The sequence below is a fragment of the Corynebacterium sp. c25Ua_89 genome, assembly GCF_047459735.1.
Lineage (GTDB): Bacteria > Actinomycetota > Actinomycetes > Mycobacteriales > Mycobacteriaceae > Corynebacterium > Corynebacterium simulans.
Genome location: NZ_JASBOD010000001.1, coordinates 443,823 through 460,225, shown reverse-complemented (window position 1 = coordinate 460,225; position 16,403 = coordinate 443,823). Strand labels below are relative to the sequence as shown.

Genomic DNA, 16,403 nt, shown 5'->3' with positions numbered 1-16,403 from the left:
TTATAGAACGCTGAATTTCTTTAACCATGCAGGTGTTCATAGACCACACCGGCGAGTTTCGGGCCAAAGCCCTTGACCGCTGCGATCTCCTCCGCCGAGGCTTCCTTGAGCTTTTTCACCGAGCCAAAGTGCTTGACCAAATCGGTGCGGCGCTGCGGCCCCAAGCCCGGCACCGAATCCAGTACCGAAGAACGCATGCGCTTGGAACGCTGCTGGCGGTGATAAGTAATAGCAAAGCGATGTGCCTCGTCGCGGATCTGCTGTAGCAAGTACAGCGCCTGCGAGTTACGCGGGAGAATAACCGGTTCATCATCACCCGGGACCCAGATTTCCTCCAAGCGCTTTGCAAGGCCGACGAGGGTCACGTCCACGATGCCGAGCTCATCAAATACCTCTTGCGCTGCCGCAACCTGCGGAGCGCCACCGTCCACGATGAATAGCTGCGGCGGGTAGGCAAAACGACGTCCCGCTTCTGCGGATTCTTCCTGCACATTCTCGTCGTCGAAGGTGGACTCCTCGACTTCCTCGTCTGGGTTGGCGAGCTTGTCCTCGTTGTGGCGCTTGAAACGGCGGCGGGTTACCTCGGCGATGGAGCCAACGTCATCGGAGCGACCGTCACCAGCCGCCTCCTTGATGCGGTAACGCCTGTAATCAGCCTTGCGTGGCAGACCGTCCTCAAAGACCACGAGGGAAGCAACCACATCGGTGCCTTGAATATGGGAGATATCGGTGCACTCGATGCGCAGCGGCGCCTGGTCCATCCCCAAGGCTTCCTGGATGTCCTGCAGGGCCGCCGAACGCGCGGTGAGATCTCCGACACGCTTGAGCTTGTGCTGGCGCAGCTGCTCCTTAGCGTTGCGCTCGACGGTCTTCATCAGGGAATGCTTATCACCGCGCTGCGGTACTCGCATATTCACCTGCGCCCCACGCAAATCCTCGAGCAGGGAGATGACTTCAGCCGACTCGTCCGGCATGGCCTGCACCAAGATCTCCCGCGGAATCACGTTGCCGCGGCGGGTCTCGGTATGCGATTCCTGGTCCACACCGCGCCTACTAAGGGCAGCGTCTTCCTCCATCTCTTGCTGCTCGCGGTCTGCGGCATCCGAATAGAACTGGATCAGGAAGTTTTGCATCAACGCCGGCAAAGCCGGATCGCTTTCGCCTTCTTCCCACGGCCCCGCCGGAGCTTGGTCGCCTGAGCGTTCTACGACCCAGCCGCGCTGGCCACGGATGCGGCCGTCACGCACATGGAAGATCTGCACAGCGGCCTCCAGCTCATCAGAGCTAAAGGCAATGAGATCCGCATCAGTTCCGTCATTGAACACGACGGCCTGCTGCTCCATAATCTTGTTGATTGCGCCTAAGTCATCGCGCAGGCGCGCAGCAAGCTCAAACTCGAGGTTTTCCGCGGCTTGCTCCATGCGCTGGGTTAGTTCACGAGTCACGGCCGAGGTATTGCCATTCATAAAGGAAACCAGCGAATTTACGGTCTCCCTATGATCTGCCTTCGATACCGCACCGGTGCACGGCGCCGAACATTTGCCGATATATCCCAAAAGACACGGACGGCCCAAGCGCTCGTGCCGGTTGTAGACGCCCTTGGAACAGGTGCGCATGGGGAACACGCGCGTGAGCAGGTCCAAGGTTTCGCGCACCGCCCACGCATGGGAATACGGACCAAAATAACGCACGCCCTTCCGCCGCGGGCCACGGTAAAAGAAGGCGCGTGGGACGATCTCTCCTACCGATACCGCGAGCATCGGATAGGTCTTATCGTCGCGGTACATGACATTAAACCGCGGGTCGAAGCGCTTAATCCAGGTATATTCCAGTTGCAGCGCTTCCACCTCGCTGGCAACCACGGTCCATTCCACAGACGCAGCGGTAAGCACCATCTGGCGCGTGCGCGGATGCAACTGCGTGATGTCCTGGAAATAGTTGGACAAACGTGCGCGCAGGTTCTTGGCCTTGCCTACGTAAATTACCCGGCGGTTTTCATCGCGAAACTTATAAACGCCAGGCTCTGTTGGAATAGTGCCTGGCGCTGGTCGGTAGGTAGCGGGATCTGCCACTTTTTAATCCTGCGGCATGTACTTAGCTTCAAGGTCGCGGAAAGCGCGAACCTTCGGAATAACGGCGGTCTTATCGCCAGCCTGCAGTGCCCAAACCGGCACATACTCGAAGTCGGGCAACTCGATGCGCGCCATCCGCTCGCCCTCTGGGAAGGATAGTCCGTAGATGACCTGCCAAGGATAAAAACGGGTACCTACGATGTTACGCACCTCGACGCCGTCTTCATTCGCACGCAAGCGCGGGCGCGTCAGGGCCAGCCACGACAGAACCGAGATAAGCAGGCCCACGCCGGGGAAGGCGAACTTATCGATAGTGGTGACGGCAGCACCGGTGAAGGAGATATCCAAGGTAAGGCCCATGAAAATATGGATAGCCATGACGAGGATGACCCATCCGATTGCCACCTTGCGCAAAAATTGCGACTTAGCCTCATAAATCCACGGCTTCGTCGAAGTCTGCGCGAACGGATCCGCACTGGTGTAGGCCAGAATCTCGGCGTCGGTAAGCTGCGTGCGTGTCGACGTCTCGCGGGCCCCAGATTCTTGTGCGTCAGTCATTAGTTCCTTCTTCGTGGTTTACAGGCTGGCCTAGCCTGCCAGCCCATCTAGTGTACGCAATTTCAATACCGTGTCTAAAGCCGCCACCATCGACTCCGCGCCCTTGTCTTCATCTGAGGTGGCAAAGCCTGCGCGATCGACTGCCTGTGAATACTCGTTCACGGTGAGCACGCCGTTGCCCACCGGAGTGGACTCGTCTAAAGCGATGCGGGTTAGGCCCTGCGTCACGGAGTCACACACGTAATCGAAGTGCGGGGTGCCGCCCTTTACCACGCAGCCCAGCGCAACCACGGCATCGTGGGTCCGAGCCGCCGCCTGCACCACGACGGGAAGTTCGAGCGCCCCGACCACGCGGGTCTCGGTCACCTGCGCGCCACACGCACGAGCAGTCTCTACAGCGCGCCTGTGCAGCTGGTCGCAGATTTCGGCGTTCCACGTCGCGGTTACGACAGCCACGCGGATCCCCTCGGCGGGGACCAATTCAATTTCAGGCAAGCCTTCTTTAGCCATCGGAAACCTTTCTTAGTGCTTAGTTGCGGTGGTCTTCATGATTCGCGTCGCGGGCACCACCTGCTGGATGCTGCATATCCCAGTGTTCAACCTGCGGCAGGTCATGGCCCATGCGGTCACGCTTGGTGCGCAGGTAGGTGATGTTGTCCTCGTTTGCTTCCACAGCAAGCGTAGTGTGCTGAGAAGCATCGACACCAAAGCCGGCCAAACCCTCACCCTTGTGCGGATTATTAGTCATGAGGACAACGGAAGCAATGCCAAGGTCCCGCAGAATCTGACCCGCCACGGAATACTCGCGCGCGTCTTCAGGCAGGCCCTGCTCGAGATTGGCATCGACGGTGTCAAGGCCTTTGTCTTGCAAACGATAGGCCTTCAGCTTGTTCACCAAGCCAATGCCGCGGCCTTCTTGGCCACGCAGATAAATCACCACGCCACGTCCGGCTTCCTGAACCGCCTTGAGCGAAGCGTTGAGCTGCGGGCCACAATCACAGCGACGGGATCCAAACACGTCACCCGTGAGGCACTCAGAGTGCACGCGCACCAGCACGTCTTCCGCGCCGCGAAGCTCCTCGACGTCGCCTGCAACCAGCGCGATGTGCTCGTTGCCGTCGATGTCATGGGTGTATCCCAGCACATTGAACAGGCCGTGATCGGTGGGCAGGCGCGTTGCCACCGAACGGTGAATCTGGGTTTCCTTATGGCGGCGCCAATCAATGAGCTGCTCGATGGAGATCATGGTCAACCTATGGGTATCGGCAAAGCGTCGCAGTTCCGGCGAGCGCGCCATATCGGTGGGGTCTTCCTCGGAGACGATCTCGCACAAAACGCCGGCCGGCCGCAGCCCCGCCAAGCGCGCGAGATCAACCGCAGCTTCCGTGTGTCCATCACGCTCCAGAACGCCGCCTGGGCGTGCGCTCAAAGGCACCACGTGACCCGGACGGGTGAAGTCAGAGACCGTGGTGGTCGGATCAGCCAAGCGCCGGATGGTCTCCGCTCGGGAGCCCGCGGAGATTCCCGTGGTGCCCGTCGCTGCATCCACTGTCACCGTGTAAGCGGTAGAGCGCACGTCCTCGTTAAGTGCCATCATCGGCGGCAGGTTCAGTCGCGCGCAATCTTCTGGCAACAGCGGCGCACAAATATAGCCGGAGGTGTAGCGGACCATGAAGGCCACGAGTTCTGGGGTTGCCAGCTCCGCGGCGAAGATGAGGTCGCCTTCGTTTTCTCGGTCTTCGTTGTCAACCACAACCACCGCTTTGCCGGCCGCAATATCAGCAATGGCCTGTTCAACAGTGTCGAGTTTGACGGAAGATTCTGCTGCGGTCATAAGGATTTACTTTAGCCCCTGTGGTTTGCGTCCTGCGCGTTAGGCCCGTACATCTTCTCAACGTACTTGGCCAACACATCTACTTCTAGGTTTACGGCAGCACCGACCTCCATCGTGCCAAAGATTGTGTCGCGCAGGGTGGTTGGAATCAGCGACACCTCAAACCAGTCCGCTCCAATTGCGCTTACGGTCAACGAGGTGCCGCTAACTGCGATTGAGCCCTTCTCGACGACGTATCGTGCAAGGGCTTGGGGAAGGCTAAAGCGCAACACTTTCCAATTCTGCGAAGGGGTACGCGATAATAGTTCTGCGGTGCCGTCCACGTGGCCTTGCATGATGTGTCCGCCCAAACGCGTGGTGGGCAAAAGCGCCCGCTCCACGTTGACGACGGAGCCCTCGCGCAACTGCCCCAGCGCCGAGCGTCGCAACGACTCGGCCATGACGTCGGCGACGAAAGCATCGCCATCCAGCGCTGCCACCGTAAGACAGACTCCGTTGACCGCAATCGAGTCACCGAGCGCGGCGTCGCTAAGCACGTGAGGCGCCCTTATCCCCAGCCGAATCGCATCGCCCTGCTCCTCAATGGAGCAGACGGTGGCTAGTTCCTCTACGAGTCCTGTAAACAAGCAAATTCCTTCTATTTATGATTTGTTGACTCTGTGTGTCTAACTCTGTGCGTCTAACTCGGCGAATTAAGCACGTACTCAATTAAGACATCATCGCCCAAGACCTTGGTGGCACTGCGGCGGAAACGCTTAGCGTCGCTCAAGGTCTGGGCCACCGGATGCGCCAATACGCCACGGCCTTCGCCCAAAAGAACCGGGGCAATATAAGCCTGCACGGCATCGACGTAGCCTGCGTTGAGAAAAGAGCTAGCAAGACCTGCCCCGCCTTCCACCAAAATATCGCGTGCGCCATCCGCATAGAGCTCGCGCAAGGCTTGGTCGATGTCCTCAAACTGCAGGTAGCCGAGCTCGCGCAAGTTGCCGGCCGCCGCGCCCGCGTCCTCCAAGTTGCGGCGACCAATCACCACGCGGCGCGGCTGCTGCTCAAAAAGGCTGCCGTCTGGGCGGCGGGCGGTAAGCGACGGGTTATCGGCCAAAGCCGTGCCCGTGCCGATCAAGATAGCGTCGCGTTGTGAGCGGTCAACGTGCACCCAGGCGCGGGCATGCTCGCCAGTAATCCACTGGCTGGTGCCGTCTACTGCGGCGGTAAACCCGTCGAGGGTCTGCGCAAATTTGAGGGTGACGTGTGGCCTGCCCATTTCGATGGCACGCAACCACGGCAAGAGCGCGTCGGGAACATCCTTGTCAACGGGTGCCGCAACCTGTGCAACTTCAATCCCAGCTGCTTGCAGGGTGCTCGCTCCCCCAGCTGCTTCCTGGTTTGGATCGCCATGCAGGAAAAAGACCCGCGAAACCCCAGCATCAATAAGCGCCTGCGCGCACGGACCGGTGCGCCCGGTGTGGTTGCACGGTTCAAGGGTGACCACCGCAGTGCCATTGCGCGCAGCCTCCCCGGCTTCGTTGAGAGCCATTACTTCCGCGTGCGCACCTCCTGCCGGCTGGGTGGCACCAGTACCAACCAATTCGCCCTGAGCATCTAAAATGACGGCACCCACAGGCGGATTGGGGCTAGTGGTACCGCGGACAGACTGGCCAGCCTCCATTGCACGCAGCAGGGCCGCTTCTAAGTCAAGCTTCATGAAAATTCTTTCAGGCTTTTGCGAGCTTCCGATTCGAAGCTCTATTCACGGTCTTCTACAGGGTGGCGAGCTCGCGCAATTCCGCGACTGCGCCAGCTTTATCCTCCTGCTTATAAATTGCAGAGCCGGCAACGAAAGCATGGCAGCCAGCCATTGCTGATTCACGGATGGTCTCCGCCGAAATGCCACCGTCGATCTCGATGAGAGTTGCCAGCCCTTCATCATCAATGACTGCACGCAAGGCTCGCACCTTTTCGAGCATCTCCGGCATAAACTTCTGGCCGCCGAAGCCCGGCTCCACGGACATCACGAGCACCAAATCAAAGCTGGCGAGCTTGTCCAACCACGGCTCGATTGCGGTATCCGGCTTGACCGAGATACCTGCGCGCACGCCCAGCCCGCGGATCTTTTCCGCCAAGGCAAGGCTGGCTGCCACATCCGCAACAGCTTCCGCGTGGAAAATGATGCAGTCGGCGCCGGCTGCAGCATAGGTCTCCACCCATTTTTCTGGCTCCTCAATCATCAGATGCACATCAAGCACCTGGTCCGTGACTGCGTCAACGGTCTTAGTGATGTCTGGGCCAAAGGAAAGGTTGGGGACGAAGTGTCCATCCATGATGTCGACGTGGATCCAATCAGCGTTGGATACGGCGCGCACTTCTTCGCCCAAGCGGGAAAAGTCAGCGGCGAGGATGGACGGGGAAATAATCGGAGCAGACATGCCCCATAGTCTAGACCTACCCTGCGACGCCTCGCCGCGAAACCGGCTCGGCGCCTAGTTCGTGCGCCGCAAAGCTGCGAAGAACATCGCATCCGTGCCATGACGGTGCGGCCACATCTGGACCGACTTGTGGCGGCCCACATCCCCCATGTCTGGGATTAGTGTGTGCGCGTCGAGTTCCTCTGCGCCCAGCTTGGCGACGGCGCGGTCCACAATATCGCGCGTTTCCCTAAGGTCCGGCGAACAGGTGGAATAAACCACCACGCCGCCAGGACGGACGAGCCGCAGCGCAGATTCGAGCAGCTCAAATTGCAGCTCATTGAGGTCAGCAATGTCGCTTTCGGCCTTCCGCCAACGCGCCTCTGGACGGCGGCGCAAAGCACCCAGGCCGGAGCACGGTGCGTCGACCAGCACGCGATCGAAGCCCGGCTCCAGGCCAGGTTCGCGGCCATCGCCCACGTGCACGCGCACTGGGAGATCCGCCACGGTCTTTTTGATGAGCTCCGCGCGGTGCGGTGAGACCTCGACTGCATCAACGGTGGCCTGCTCAATACGCGCCAGCGCACCCATCAGCGCCGCCTTACCGCCAGGGCCGGCGCACAGATCCAGCCAACGTCCGGAATCCTCCCCTTCCAGCGGCGCCTCCGCTACGGCGCGGGCGATAAGCTGCGAGCCCTCGTCCTGCACTGCGGCAAGTCCCTGCTTGACCGGTTCCAGATCGCCTGGATCACCGGCAGACATGTACACCGCATAAGGCGAATACTTGCCCGCCTCGTTGCCGGTCATAAGGGCCAGCTCCTCCGCGCTGATTTCACCAGGGCGTGCCACCAAGTGCACGATCGGGCGCTGCGAATCCCCTTCCAAGGCGGCCTCCAGCTCGCCCAAGCCGACGACGCGGGCGAAGGATTCCGCAATCCAGGTAGGGTGCGCATGCTTGAAGGCAAGCGCTGCTACCTCGCCACTCGGCGCGAGCTTGTCCAACCACTTCTCGGAAGGCGTGCGCGTTACCGTACGCATAATGCCGTTAGCAAAGCCCTTCGCCTTCTCGAAGCCGGCGGCCTCCACCAAGCGCACGGTGGTATCAACCGCAGCGTGAGCCTCAACGCGGGTGAAAAGCACCTGATAGGTACCCAAACGCAAAGCGTCGAGCACCTCTGGTGCGATGGCATCGAGCCCACGGGAAGAGCACTTTTCGATGACGGCATCGAGCACGCCCTCACTGCGTAACGCACCGTAGGTCAGCTCAGTGCAGAAAGCTGCGTCCCGGGCCTCCAACTTGTGTACGCGCAGCGCCTTCGGCAGGGTGAGATTCGCAAAAGCATCATCACTGTGCACGCGGCGCAGCACCTCGTAGGCAACCGCGCGCGGGACATCGATGCCCGCGCGGCGCGCTGCTTTCACGAAGGATGGGTTCTCTTTCCTGCCGCGCGCATTGTTGCGCACCGGCCGCTTATTACCTTTATTAGGTTTGCCAGACTGACCGCGCCCCTTATTCTGGGACGTTTCCTTAGGCTTGTCTCCAGACTTGGAACGAGAACGGAATCCGCCGCTCATGAAAACCTCACTTCTTTAGCGCCGCCGAGACCGCGTGCCCAGTCTGCAGCGTTCATCATCTTCTTTCCTGGGGGTTGCAGGCGATCAAGCTTGACAATCCCCTCGCCCGTTCCAACGTATACGGCCTTCTTCGTGATGTGCGCCTGACCTGGTTCGAGCACGACGTCGGCAAGCGCCGCGCCAGCCTCAGCATCCTTGACAAGGCTTAGCGGGGAAAGCTTCACGCGCTGAGAATCCAGCAGCGTCCAAGCGCCTGGCCCCGGAGTATGCGCGCGGATGTGTCGATCCACCACGGTAGCCGGTGCCGTCCAATCCACTTGGGCGTCCTCCACCGCAATCTTGGAGGCGTACGTGGCCTCGCCTTCCTGCGGGCGCGGTGTGATGCTGCCGGCTGCCAAACCGTCCATTGTCTCAACCAGCAGATCTGCTCCCTTAAAAGCCAGGCGGGTCAGCAAGTCATCGGCGGTGTCGGTCTCCGAGATATCTGACTCCACGACTCCGAGAATCTCACCGGTATCGAGGCCTTCATCGATGCGGAAGGTGGTAGCGCCCGTGCGCACATCGCCCGCCGCAATCGCTGCCTGGACCGGCGCCGCCCCTCGCCATGCCGGGAGCAAAGAAAAGTGCAGGTTTACCCAACCGTGCTCGGGTACATCCAGCAGGTCCGGTGTAATCAGATTGCCATACGCCACCACCGGAATCGCGGCCGGTTCGAGCTCATGCAGGCGCTCACGCAGCGCCTTTCCATCCTCGGTATCCGGCTTCAGCGAGGTAGGAGTTAACACCTCTATGCCGTGCTTTTGCGCCAGCTCTTTCACCGGGCTCGGATGCAGGCTGCGCCCACGCCCCTTGCGAGCATCCGGCCGGGTAAGTACGGCGACGACTTCGTGTTCAGAGGCAATCAGCTTTTCCAGTGCCACGACCGCCGGTTCCGGCGTTCCAGCGAAGATGATTTTCATGCTGTGGCGTCTCCTTTATAAGTATGCTTTGAAAAATACTAGGTAGTTTTTTAAGAATTAAACCAGTCAGAATTGCGGATTACCTGCATGGCCTGCTTGCGCCTTTCCTTAGTCAACCGGTCCAGGAACAACACGCCATCGAGATGATCGGTCTCGTGTTGGATACAGCGCGCCATGAGCCCGGAGGCGACCATAGAAATGGCGTTACCGCGGATATCGCGGCCGCTTAAAACCACGGTTTCGTAACGCTCCGTATTTTCAGAAATTCCAGGGATGGAAAGACAGCCCTCAGGGCCATCCTGCGTCGCCTGTCCGATGGGCTCCCACACGGGATTGATGATTGCGCCGCGCAAACCCGTTTGCACGTGCGAGCAATCGTAGACAAAGATGCGCTTGGTCAAGCCAATCTGATTCGCCGCAAGTCCTACTCCGCCTGCCTCGTCCATAGTCTCCAGCATGTCTGCCGCTAGCGCTGCAAGTGAAGCATCGAATTTCTCAATCTCCACCGCACGGGAGGTGAGAACTGGGTCGCCGTACATGCGGATTGCTCTTAGTGCCATTTAATAGGAGCCTTCCTCGCCTCATCCACGTAGGTTCTTCATTTATTTGCTGCACTCGACAATAGTGGAACAATCCCCCGGCACCGCCTACCGGGGTATGGAAGGACTAGCCGATGTGGATGGGATCGACTTGGATGCGCAACGGAAGCTCGTCCTTGCGCGCGCTGCGGGCGGCATTGGCCTTACGCAAGGCGTTGCCCAATTGGGCACGCGGGCCCAACGGGGTCCTAATCAGTACGCGTTGCGGCGGCCCAAATCGCTGCTCGTCATATTCGCCGGGCAGGCTCAGCCCCGGCGGCAACGGTACGGGGCCCAAAACCTCCACGTTTTCCGGTAGCTCCGCAATAGACATGAAGTGATCCAGGCTGGCATCGGCACCGTCGACCGCAGCCATGTGCACTGCTGGCGGGAAACGCACTTCCCGACGCCCCGCCAGCTCACGGCGTGCGGCACCAACCATGTCCCAATTCAGCAAGGACTGAATGACCGGCAGTTCACCGTCAGCGGCGATGACCACTTCACCGCCCTTGTTGTGCGAACAGACCAAGGTAGCTGCAGACGCCCACTTAGAGAGAGCTTCCTCCGTGGCGCGCAAATCCTGGCGGTTGAGCAGCGTGCCTGCATCCAACAGCAAAGCTGCGCCGTAGTGCCCGCCGTGGGCGACGGCCGGTTCTGCGCCCGGCGTTGCGATGACCAGTGCCGCCTCATCTGCGACCTCGTCTACGACCTTGTTGCCGCCCGAGACAACGATGCGTGTACTCGGAAACGCCCGTCCCAGCTCTTCCGCCGTGCGCTCAGAGCCCAGTACGATAGCCCGCAACCGCGGCGAGCCGCATTCGACACAGCGGAATTTCGACTCGATGCGGCCACACCACCGACACGTGGGCAAGGAGGCATGGTGCGTATCTCCCCCGCGTCTATCGGCGGCAAGGCCCAAGGGGCCGTTACAGTGGCGGCAGCGTGCGGGGGCTCGGCAATTGCCGCAAGCCAGAATTGGTGCGTAGCCCTTCCGCGGGACCTGCACGAGCACCGGCTGTGCACGGTCCAACGCACGCTTCGCAGCTTGGAAGGCAGGCCCTGTAACCGAGGTCGTTCCGCCCTGCAGATCACGCGCAACCTGCATGCCAAACGCCCCTACCGCAGTCATTGCAGGACGCCGTGTTTCCAGCGTGGATTCACTAGCGAGCAGGTCATGCGCCCACCCAGATTCGACCAGCAGCTGGGTCTCTGCGCTGCGGGCATGCCCCGCCAGAATCAGACTGCAGCCTTCCTTAGCCGAGCGCGTGGTCAGCACCTCGCGGGCGTGGACATAGGGTTTTAGGTTATCGACGAGGTTGTCGTTGCCATCATCGAAAATGAGCGCCAGGCGTAGGTTCTTCACCGGCGCAAAGGCCGCCGATCGGGTGCCCAGCACAATGCGCGCCTGCCCCACCAAAGCGGAAAGATATCGGCGGTAGCGTGCCTGCGGGCCCGTGGCGTTGCCCAAGACGGTGATCTGCTTGGCTGCGACCACTTTTCGCAAAGCCTTTTCCAGTTTGTCGACGCCGCGTTGGTCCGGCACCACGAGTAAGACGCCGCCGCCGCCGAGTGCCACTTTCGCGGCCAATGCCGCGACGGCACTCGCCCAGTCATCACCCGGCGCAATCTGCCATGCGGCGCGGGCCAGCCCACCAGCCAATACCGAGTCCACAAAGGACTCACCATGCTGATATGCCGACCACCCCGAAAGATCTGGTTCTTCTGCTTCGCCCATCTCCTCCCACGGGGTCGCGAGGTCGGATTCTTCTGCCTTGGCATGCCGCGGCGGAATCGCGGAGCGAATAATGTCTGAGCGCACCGCCCCATAACGGGCCGCGAGGGACTCGATAAGTTCGGCAAGCTCAGCTGAGTAGACCGCATAGGGCGAAATCACGCGGTCGAGGTAGCGCAGCTGGCCGTCGAACTCGCTGTCATTGCGGCGCTCCAAAACGATAGCGTCTGTCAGCCGGCCATTGAAGCGGATGCGCACGCGCACTCCGGGCTTAGCAGCAGCCGACTGCGATTCGTCGACTTGATAATCGAAGCCACGGTCTAAGTGAGCGACGCCTAATAGAGGCAACACCCGCGCGACCGGTTTATGGGCGGCGGGTGTTCTAACTGGCATAGGCTCTGATACTACAGGCCGGCAGCCTCACGCAGTGCGGCGGCACGGTCGGTGGACTCCCATGGCAGCTCAATGTCGGTGCGGCCGAAGTGGCCGTAGGCTGCGGTCTGGCGGTAAATGGGACGCAGCAAGTCGAGATCGCGGATAATAGCGGCCGGGCGCAAATCGAAGACCTTGTTAACGGCGGCCTGAATCGTGGCGTCGTCAAGCCCATGCTTCGCAGTGCCGAAGGTCTCGACGTACAGGCCCACCGGCTTCGCGCGGCCGATGGCGTAGGCGACCTGGACCTCAGCCTTGTCTGCCAAGTCCGCAGCGACGATGTTCTTGGCTACCCAGCGCATGGCGTAGGCCGCGGAGCGGTCCACCTTGCTCGGGTCTTTGCCGGAGAACGCGCCACCGCCGTGGCGAGCCATGCCGCCGTAGGTATCGACGATGATCTTGCGGCCGGTGAGGCCAGCATCGCCCATCGGACCACCCAAGATGAAGGAGCCGGAAGGGTTGACCAGCAGCGTGGTGTCCTCGCCGTAGAAGTGCTCGAGCTTGGCGTCCTTGATGACCCATTCCACGACGTGCTCGCGCAGTTGCTCCATGAGCCATTCCTGGGAAACCTCGGGATCGTGCTGGGTGGAGATAACCACGGTGTCCAGGTGGGAAGGTTGGTTATCGTCGGTGTAGGCGAAGGTCACCTGGGTCTTGCCGTCTGGGCGCAGGTAATCGACGATGCCCTGCTTGCGAACCTCGGTCAAGCGGCGCGAAAGGCGATGTGCCAGTGCGATAGGCAGAGGCATGAACTCATCGGTCTCGTTGGTGGCGTAGCCGAACATCAGGCCTTGGTCACCGGCACCGGCGGTATCGTTTTCCTCGTCGTAGTCATCGGAACGATCGCGGGCCTCCGTAGAGGTATCGACGCCAGCGCCAATTTCCTGGGACTGCTCGCCGATGGCGACGTTAACGCCGCAGGTGTGGCCATCGAATCCGACGTCGGAGGAGGTAAAGCCGATATCCGTCAAGGTCTTGCGGACCAACTGCGGGATTTCTACGTAGCCGGTGGTGCGAACCTCGCCGACAACGTGAACCTGGCCGGTGGTCACGAGGGTTTCCACTGCCACGCGCGCCTTCGGATCCTTTTCCAACAGCGCATCCAAAATGGTGTCGGATATAGCGTCACAGATCTTGTCCGGGTGGCCCTCAGTCACAGATTCGCTGGTGAACAAACGGGTAGCCGGTGCAGGGTTTAAAGTCACAGATATTCCTTAGTGCAGACAGAAAAGCTTAACTAGCGAAAGCTCTTTTAGCGTTCGATGCATGGTTCTGGCCCCAAGCTTTAACAACTAGCCAGCATAGACCAAGCGGTCTATTAAATCAATTAGGCCTTAACTTAGTTGCTTACTATCTCTTGTACTGCGTCGAGGATTTGGGACGCGACCACATGCTTTGAGCCGTGAGCAACCACTTGTGGCGCCGCATCGCGGCTTAAAATCCAGCCCTCGCTATCGGACTGCCCAAAAACCTTACCCTCGCCAACCTCGTTGGCCATCAAGAGGTCACAGCCCTTCTTTAAAAACTTTTCCTTGGCAAAATCGAGCGCGGAACGGGTGGCATCGCCGGTCTCTGCGGCAAAGCCCACGATGACGGCATTGGGGTTAAGCTCGCCTGCATCACGCTTGGCGACGATCCCTTTGAGTACATCAGGGTTCTCCACTAACTGGATGCTAGAAAGCTCGGCATCTGCTTGACCTTTCTTCATCTTTGACTCTGCAATGTGTGCCGGGCGGTAATCGGCAACGGCAGCGGCCATGATGACCACATCTGCATCGCGCGCCTCTTCCTCCATCGCCGCCTGTAGCTCCGCCGTCGAAACAACGTTGCGAACCTTTGCCCCAGACGGAACAGGCAGCTTCTCCGTGTTACCGGCGACTAAGGTGACGTTCGCGCCGCGTTGTGCGGCAATCTCGGCAAGCGCGAAGCCCTGCCGGCCGGAGGAACGGTTGCCCAAGTAACGCACTGGATCGAGATTTTCCTGCGTACCGCCTGCAGAAATGACGATCTTTTTGCCTGCAAGCCCCTGGCCCATACGGTAGCCCGCCAACTCGGTGCGCACGAGCTCGGCAATCTGCTCTGGTTCGGGCAAACGCCCCGGGCCCGAATCGCGGCCGGTGAGGCGGCCATGTGCTGGCTCCATGACGGTGATTCCGCGGCGCCGCAAGGTGGCAACGTTATCCACCGTGGCCGGGTTCTGCCACATCTCGGTATGCATTGCAGGGACAACGATGACAGGGCAGGTAGCCACCAGCACCGTGGCCGTCAGCAAGTCATCGGCACGGCCAGCGGCGATGCGGGCGATAACATCGGCCGTGGCGGGAGCTACAACAACGGCGTCTGCGTGCTGACCAATATTGACGTGCTGGACTGAATCCACATCATCGAAAACCGTGGTGCTCACGGGGTTGCCAGAAAGCGCCTCAAAGGTAGCCACGCCAACAAAATGCAGTGCCGCCTGAGTGGGCACAACGCGGACGTTATCTCCATGTTCTTTGAAGTCACGGACTAAATGGCAAGCTTTGTATGCGGCGATACCACCGGCTACTCCCACCACGATATTGCGCGGCCGAGCGGATGCTTCTGATGCAGTAGAAGGTGCGGAAGAATGAAGGTTCGCTTGATTCACCCGGCCAATTCTACAGCCCGGAAACTTTTCGCGGCTGCAAGAAGCCAAAAGGCCCAGGCTCCCCCGCCAAGATGGCGGCAGGATACCTGGGCCCGACAAAGCTATTTGAAAGCTTTTACTTTCCTTCCTCGTGATCGAGGAGACCAGCTTCAATCTCACGCAGAGCGATGGAAAGCGGCTTCTCGCCCGCCTCAGGGGTTACCAGAGGACCGACAAACTCGAAGACACCCTCATCCTGCTCTTGGTAGTAGCTGTTGATCTGACGCGCGCGCTTAGCGGCGAAGATCACCAGAGCGTATTTGGACGAGACCTTATCGAGGAGCTCGTCGATCGGCGGAGCAGTAATGCCCACTGGCGGATCGAACACTGGCTCTGGCTTCGGGGCCTCAGCATTAGCAGGGGTGGTCACGTTAGTCACATGCACCTTTACTTCACTTGGAAATGGTCAAAATCTAGTTCTATCCCTGCAGGATAGCACTAATAGCTGCCACGGCGTCATCAAGATTCTCATTGACAACGACGTGCTCAAACTCGTCTTGTGCGGCAAGTTCAGCGTGTGCGGTCTTAAGCCTACGGTCGATGACGTCCTGCGGCTCGGTGCCACGGCCGGTCAGGCGCTCAACGAGCACCTCCCATGACGGCGGCGCCAAGAACACGGTCTTAGCTTCCGGCAGTGCGGCCTTGACATTGCGAGCGCCTTCCAGGTCCACCTCTACGAGGACGGGGCGGCCTGCCTCCATTGCTTCCTTAACGGGCTGTGCAGGAGTGCCGGAGCGCTGGAGCCCGCCATGAATATCTGCCCATTCGAGCATTTCACCGGCGTCAATGCGCTGCTGGAAAGCTTCAGGAGTAACGAAGAAATAGTCAACCCCGTCCTGTTCACCAGGTCGGGGTTGACGCGTCGTCATTGAGACGCTGAAGTACAGCTGATCGACGTCATCGCGCAGACGCGAAACCACAGTGGACTTACCCACGGCGGAAGGCCCAGCCAGAACGACCAGGTTACCGCGTGCAGTTGCGTCAGACATCGCGAATCTTATTCGCCGTAGCCGAAGCGCTCGAGCAGGGCACGGCGCTGACGATCGCCGAGGCCGCGCAGACGACGGGTCTGAGCAATCTCGAGATCTTCCATGATTTCCTTAGCTTTGACCTTGCCAACCTTCGGCAGAGCCTCGAGGAGAGCGGAGACCTTGGTCTTACCGATGATCTCGTCAGTCTCAGCCTTGTCCAGAACGTCCTTCAGGTTGGTTTCGCCGCGCTTCAGCGCAGCCTTGAGCTCGGCGCGAGCCTTGCGGGCCTCAGCGGCCTTTGCGAGAGCTTCCTTGCGCTGCTCATCAGTCAACTTTGGAAGGGCCACGGGTTTCCTCCGATTTCATTAGATTGATAATTTCCGTCCAGTAAGTCTTACCAGAATCCGGTCGCGATAACGGGAATCAAAATCCCGCAGTGCCGAGCAAAACGACTAAAACCACTAGTCACAGGCTCGGCGCGAACCGACTTCAGGCAATCCTAGCACTGGTGATTACGCGATGACATTATTTGGGTCCGTATTGTGCGGAATTCCTGCACGTCATCGCGGTGCGTTTCTCAAAATACCAGGTAAATGGCGGGCCTTATAATCGGCCGCGC

The 16,403-nt window shown here is 59.9% G+C and carries 16 protein-coding genes; all 16 read right to left on the bottom strand.

Annotated features, from left to right (window positions below):
* Positions 1-20: 20 nt before the first annotated feature.
* Positions 21-2,072 carry an excinuclease ABC subunit UvrC gene (uvrC, locus tag QKB66_RS02165; RefSeq protein ID WP_414252595.1) on the bottom strand — a complete coding sequence of 684 codons (2,052 nt, stop codon included), beginning with the start codon at positions 2,070-2,072 and terminating at the stop codon, positions 21-23.
* 3 nt (positions 2,073-2,075) lie between these two features.
* Positions 2,076-2,630: a PH domain-containing protein gene (locus tag QKB66_RS02160; RefSeq protein WP_414252594.1), complete on the bottom strand. Its 555-nt coding sequence runs from the start codon at positions 2,628-2,630 to the stop codon at positions 2,076-2,078.
* A 30-nt stretch (positions 2,631-2,660) separates the two neighbouring features.
* Positions 2,661-3,140, bottom strand: coding sequence for a 6,7-dimethyl-8-ribityllumazine synthase (ribH, locus tag QKB66_RS02155; RefSeq protein ID WP_414252593.1), 480 nt, complete (start codon positions 3,138-3,140; stop codon positions 2,661-2,663).
* A 19-nt stretch (positions 3,141-3,159) separates the two neighbouring features.
* Positions 3,160-4,464, bottom strand: coding sequence for a bifunctional 3,4-dihydroxy-2-butanone-4-phosphate synthase/GTP cyclohydrolase II (locus tag QKB66_RS02150; RefSeq protein ID WP_414252592.1), 1,305 nt, complete (start codon positions 4,462-4,464; stop codon positions 3,160-3,162).
* A gap of 11 nt (positions 4,465-4,475) precedes the next feature.
* On the bottom strand, positions 4,476-5,090 hold the full coding sequence (locus QKB66_RS02145; RefSeq protein ID WP_414252591.1) for a riboflavin synthase: 615 nt from the start codon (positions 5,088-5,090) through the stop codon (positions 4,476-4,478).
* 53 nt (positions 5,091-5,143) lie between these two features.
* Complete coding sequence (gene ribD / locus QKB66_RS02140; protein ID WP_414252590.1) at positions 5,144-6,169, bottom strand: bifunctional diaminohydroxyphosphoribosylaminopyrimidine deaminase/5-amino-6-(5-phosphoribosylamino)uracil reductase RibD; 1,026 nt, start codon at positions 6,167-6,169, stop codon at positions 5,144-5,146.
* A gap of 55 nt (positions 6,170-6,224) precedes the next feature.
* The gene (gene rpe / locus QKB66_RS02135) at positions 6,225-6,890 is read right to left on the bottom strand and encodes a ribulose-phosphate 3-epimerase (RefSeq protein ID WP_239238952.1); all 666 of its coding nucleotides are present in this window, start codon (positions 6,888-6,890) and stop codon (positions 6,225-6,227) included.
* Between the two features lie 54 nt (positions 6,891-6,944).
* Positions 6,945-8,444 carry an RsmB/NOP family class I SAM-dependent RNA methyltransferase gene (locus QKB66_RS02130; RefSeq protein ID WP_414252589.1) on the bottom strand — a complete coding sequence of 500 codons (1,500 nt, stop codon included), beginning with the start codon at positions 8,442-8,444 and terminating at the stop codon, positions 6,945-6,947.
* On the bottom strand, positions 8,441-9,403 hold the full coding sequence (gene fmt, locus QKB66_RS02125; protein WP_414252588.1) for a methionyl-tRNA formyltransferase: 963 nt from the start codon (positions 9,401-9,403) through the stop codon (positions 8,441-8,443). The genes QKB66_RS02130 and fmt overlap by 4 nt, the downstream gene beginning before the upstream one ends.
* A 50-nt stretch (positions 9,404-9,453) precedes the next feature.
* The gene (gene def / locus QKB66_RS02120) at positions 9,454-9,963 is read right to left on the bottom strand and encodes a peptide deformylase (RefSeq protein WP_414252587.1); all 510 of its coding nucleotides are present in this window, start codon (positions 9,961-9,963) and stop codon (positions 9,454-9,456) included.
* 106 nt (positions 9,964-10,069) lie between these two features.
* The gene (locus QKB66_RS02115) at positions 10,070-12,106 is read right to left on the bottom strand and encodes a primosomal protein N' (RefSeq protein ID WP_414252586.1); all 2,037 of its coding nucleotides are present in this window, start codon (positions 12,104-12,106) and stop codon (positions 10,070-10,072) included.
* Between the two features lie 11 nt (positions 12,107-12,117).
* Complete coding sequence (gene metK, locus QKB66_RS02110; protein ID WP_248090403.1) at positions 12,118-13,350, bottom strand: methionine adenosyltransferase; 1,233 nt, start codon at positions 13,348-13,350, stop codon at positions 12,118-12,120.
* A 134-nt stretch (positions 13,351-13,484) separates the two neighbouring features.
* A complete protein-coding gene (gene coaBC / locus QKB66_RS02105; RefSeq protein ID WP_248091260.1) occupies positions 13,485-14,702 on the bottom strand; it encodes a bifunctional phosphopantothenoylcysteine decarboxylase/phosphopantothenate--cysteine ligase CoaBC in 1,218 nt (405 codons plus the stop codon).
* 187 nt (positions 14,703-14,889) lie between these two features.
* Positions 14,890-15,192 (bottom strand): DNA-directed RNA polymerase subunit omega, encoded by a 303-nt coding sequence (gene rpoZ / locus QKB66_RS02100; RefSeq protein ID WP_061922276.1) that lies wholly within the window; start codon positions 15,190-15,192, stop codon positions 14,890-14,892.
* A 40-nt stretch (positions 15,193-15,232) separates the two neighbouring features.
* Positions 15,233-15,802: a guanylate kinase gene (gmk, locus tag QKB66_RS02095; RefSeq protein WP_061922273.1), complete on the bottom strand. Its 570-nt coding sequence runs from the start codon at positions 15,800-15,802 to the stop codon at positions 15,233-15,235.
* An 8-nt stretch (positions 15,803-15,810) separates the two neighbouring features.
* Entirely contained in the window at positions 15,811-16,131 is a 321-nt protein-coding gene (gene mihF, locus QKB66_RS02090; protein ID WP_005531652.1) for an integration host factor, actinobacterial type, read from the bottom strand.
* Between the last annotated feature and the right edge of the window lie 272 nt (positions 16,132-16,403).

Bases quoted from the DNA above. Each gene is read 5' to 3' on its own strand.
- QKB66_RS02160 (WP_414252594.1), bottom strand. From the start codon at position 2,630: ATGACTGACGCACAAGAATCTGGGGCCCGCGAGACGTCGACACGCACG.
- ribH (WP_414252593.1), bottom strand. From the start codon at position 3,140: ATGGCTAAAGAAGGCTTGCCTGAAATTGAATTGGTCCCCGCCGAGGGG.
- QKB66_RS02150 (WP_414252592.1), bottom strand. From the start codon at position 4,464: ATGACCGCAGCAGAATCTTCCGTCAAACTCGACACTGTTGAACAGGCC.
- ribD (WP_414252590.1), bottom strand. From the start codon at position 6,169: ATGAAGCTTGACTTAGAAGCGGCCCTGCTGCGTGCAATGGAGGCTGGC.
- rpe (WP_239238952.1), bottom strand. From the start codon at position 6,890: ATGTCTGCTCCGATTATTTCCCCGTCCATCCTCGCCGCTGACTTTTCC.
- QKB66_RS02130 (WP_414252589.1), bottom strand. From the start codon at position 8,444: ATGAGCGGCGGATTCCGTTCTCGTTCCAAGTCTGGAGACAAGCCTAAG.
- fmt (WP_414252588.1), bottom strand. From the start codon at position 9,403: ATGAAAATCATCTTCGCTGGAACGCCGGAACCGGCGGTCGTGGCACTG.
- def (WP_414252587.1), bottom strand. From the start codon at position 9,963: ATGGCACTAAGAGCAATCCGCATGTACGGCGACCCAGTTCTCACCTCC.
- QKB66_RS02115 (WP_414252586.1), bottom strand. From the start codon at position 12,106: ATGCCAGTTAGAACACCCGCCGCCCATAAACCGGTCGCGCGGGTGTTG.
- gmk (WP_061922273.1), bottom strand. From the start codon at position 15,802: ATGTCTGACGCAACTGCACGCGGTAACCTGGTCGTTCTGGCTGGGCCT.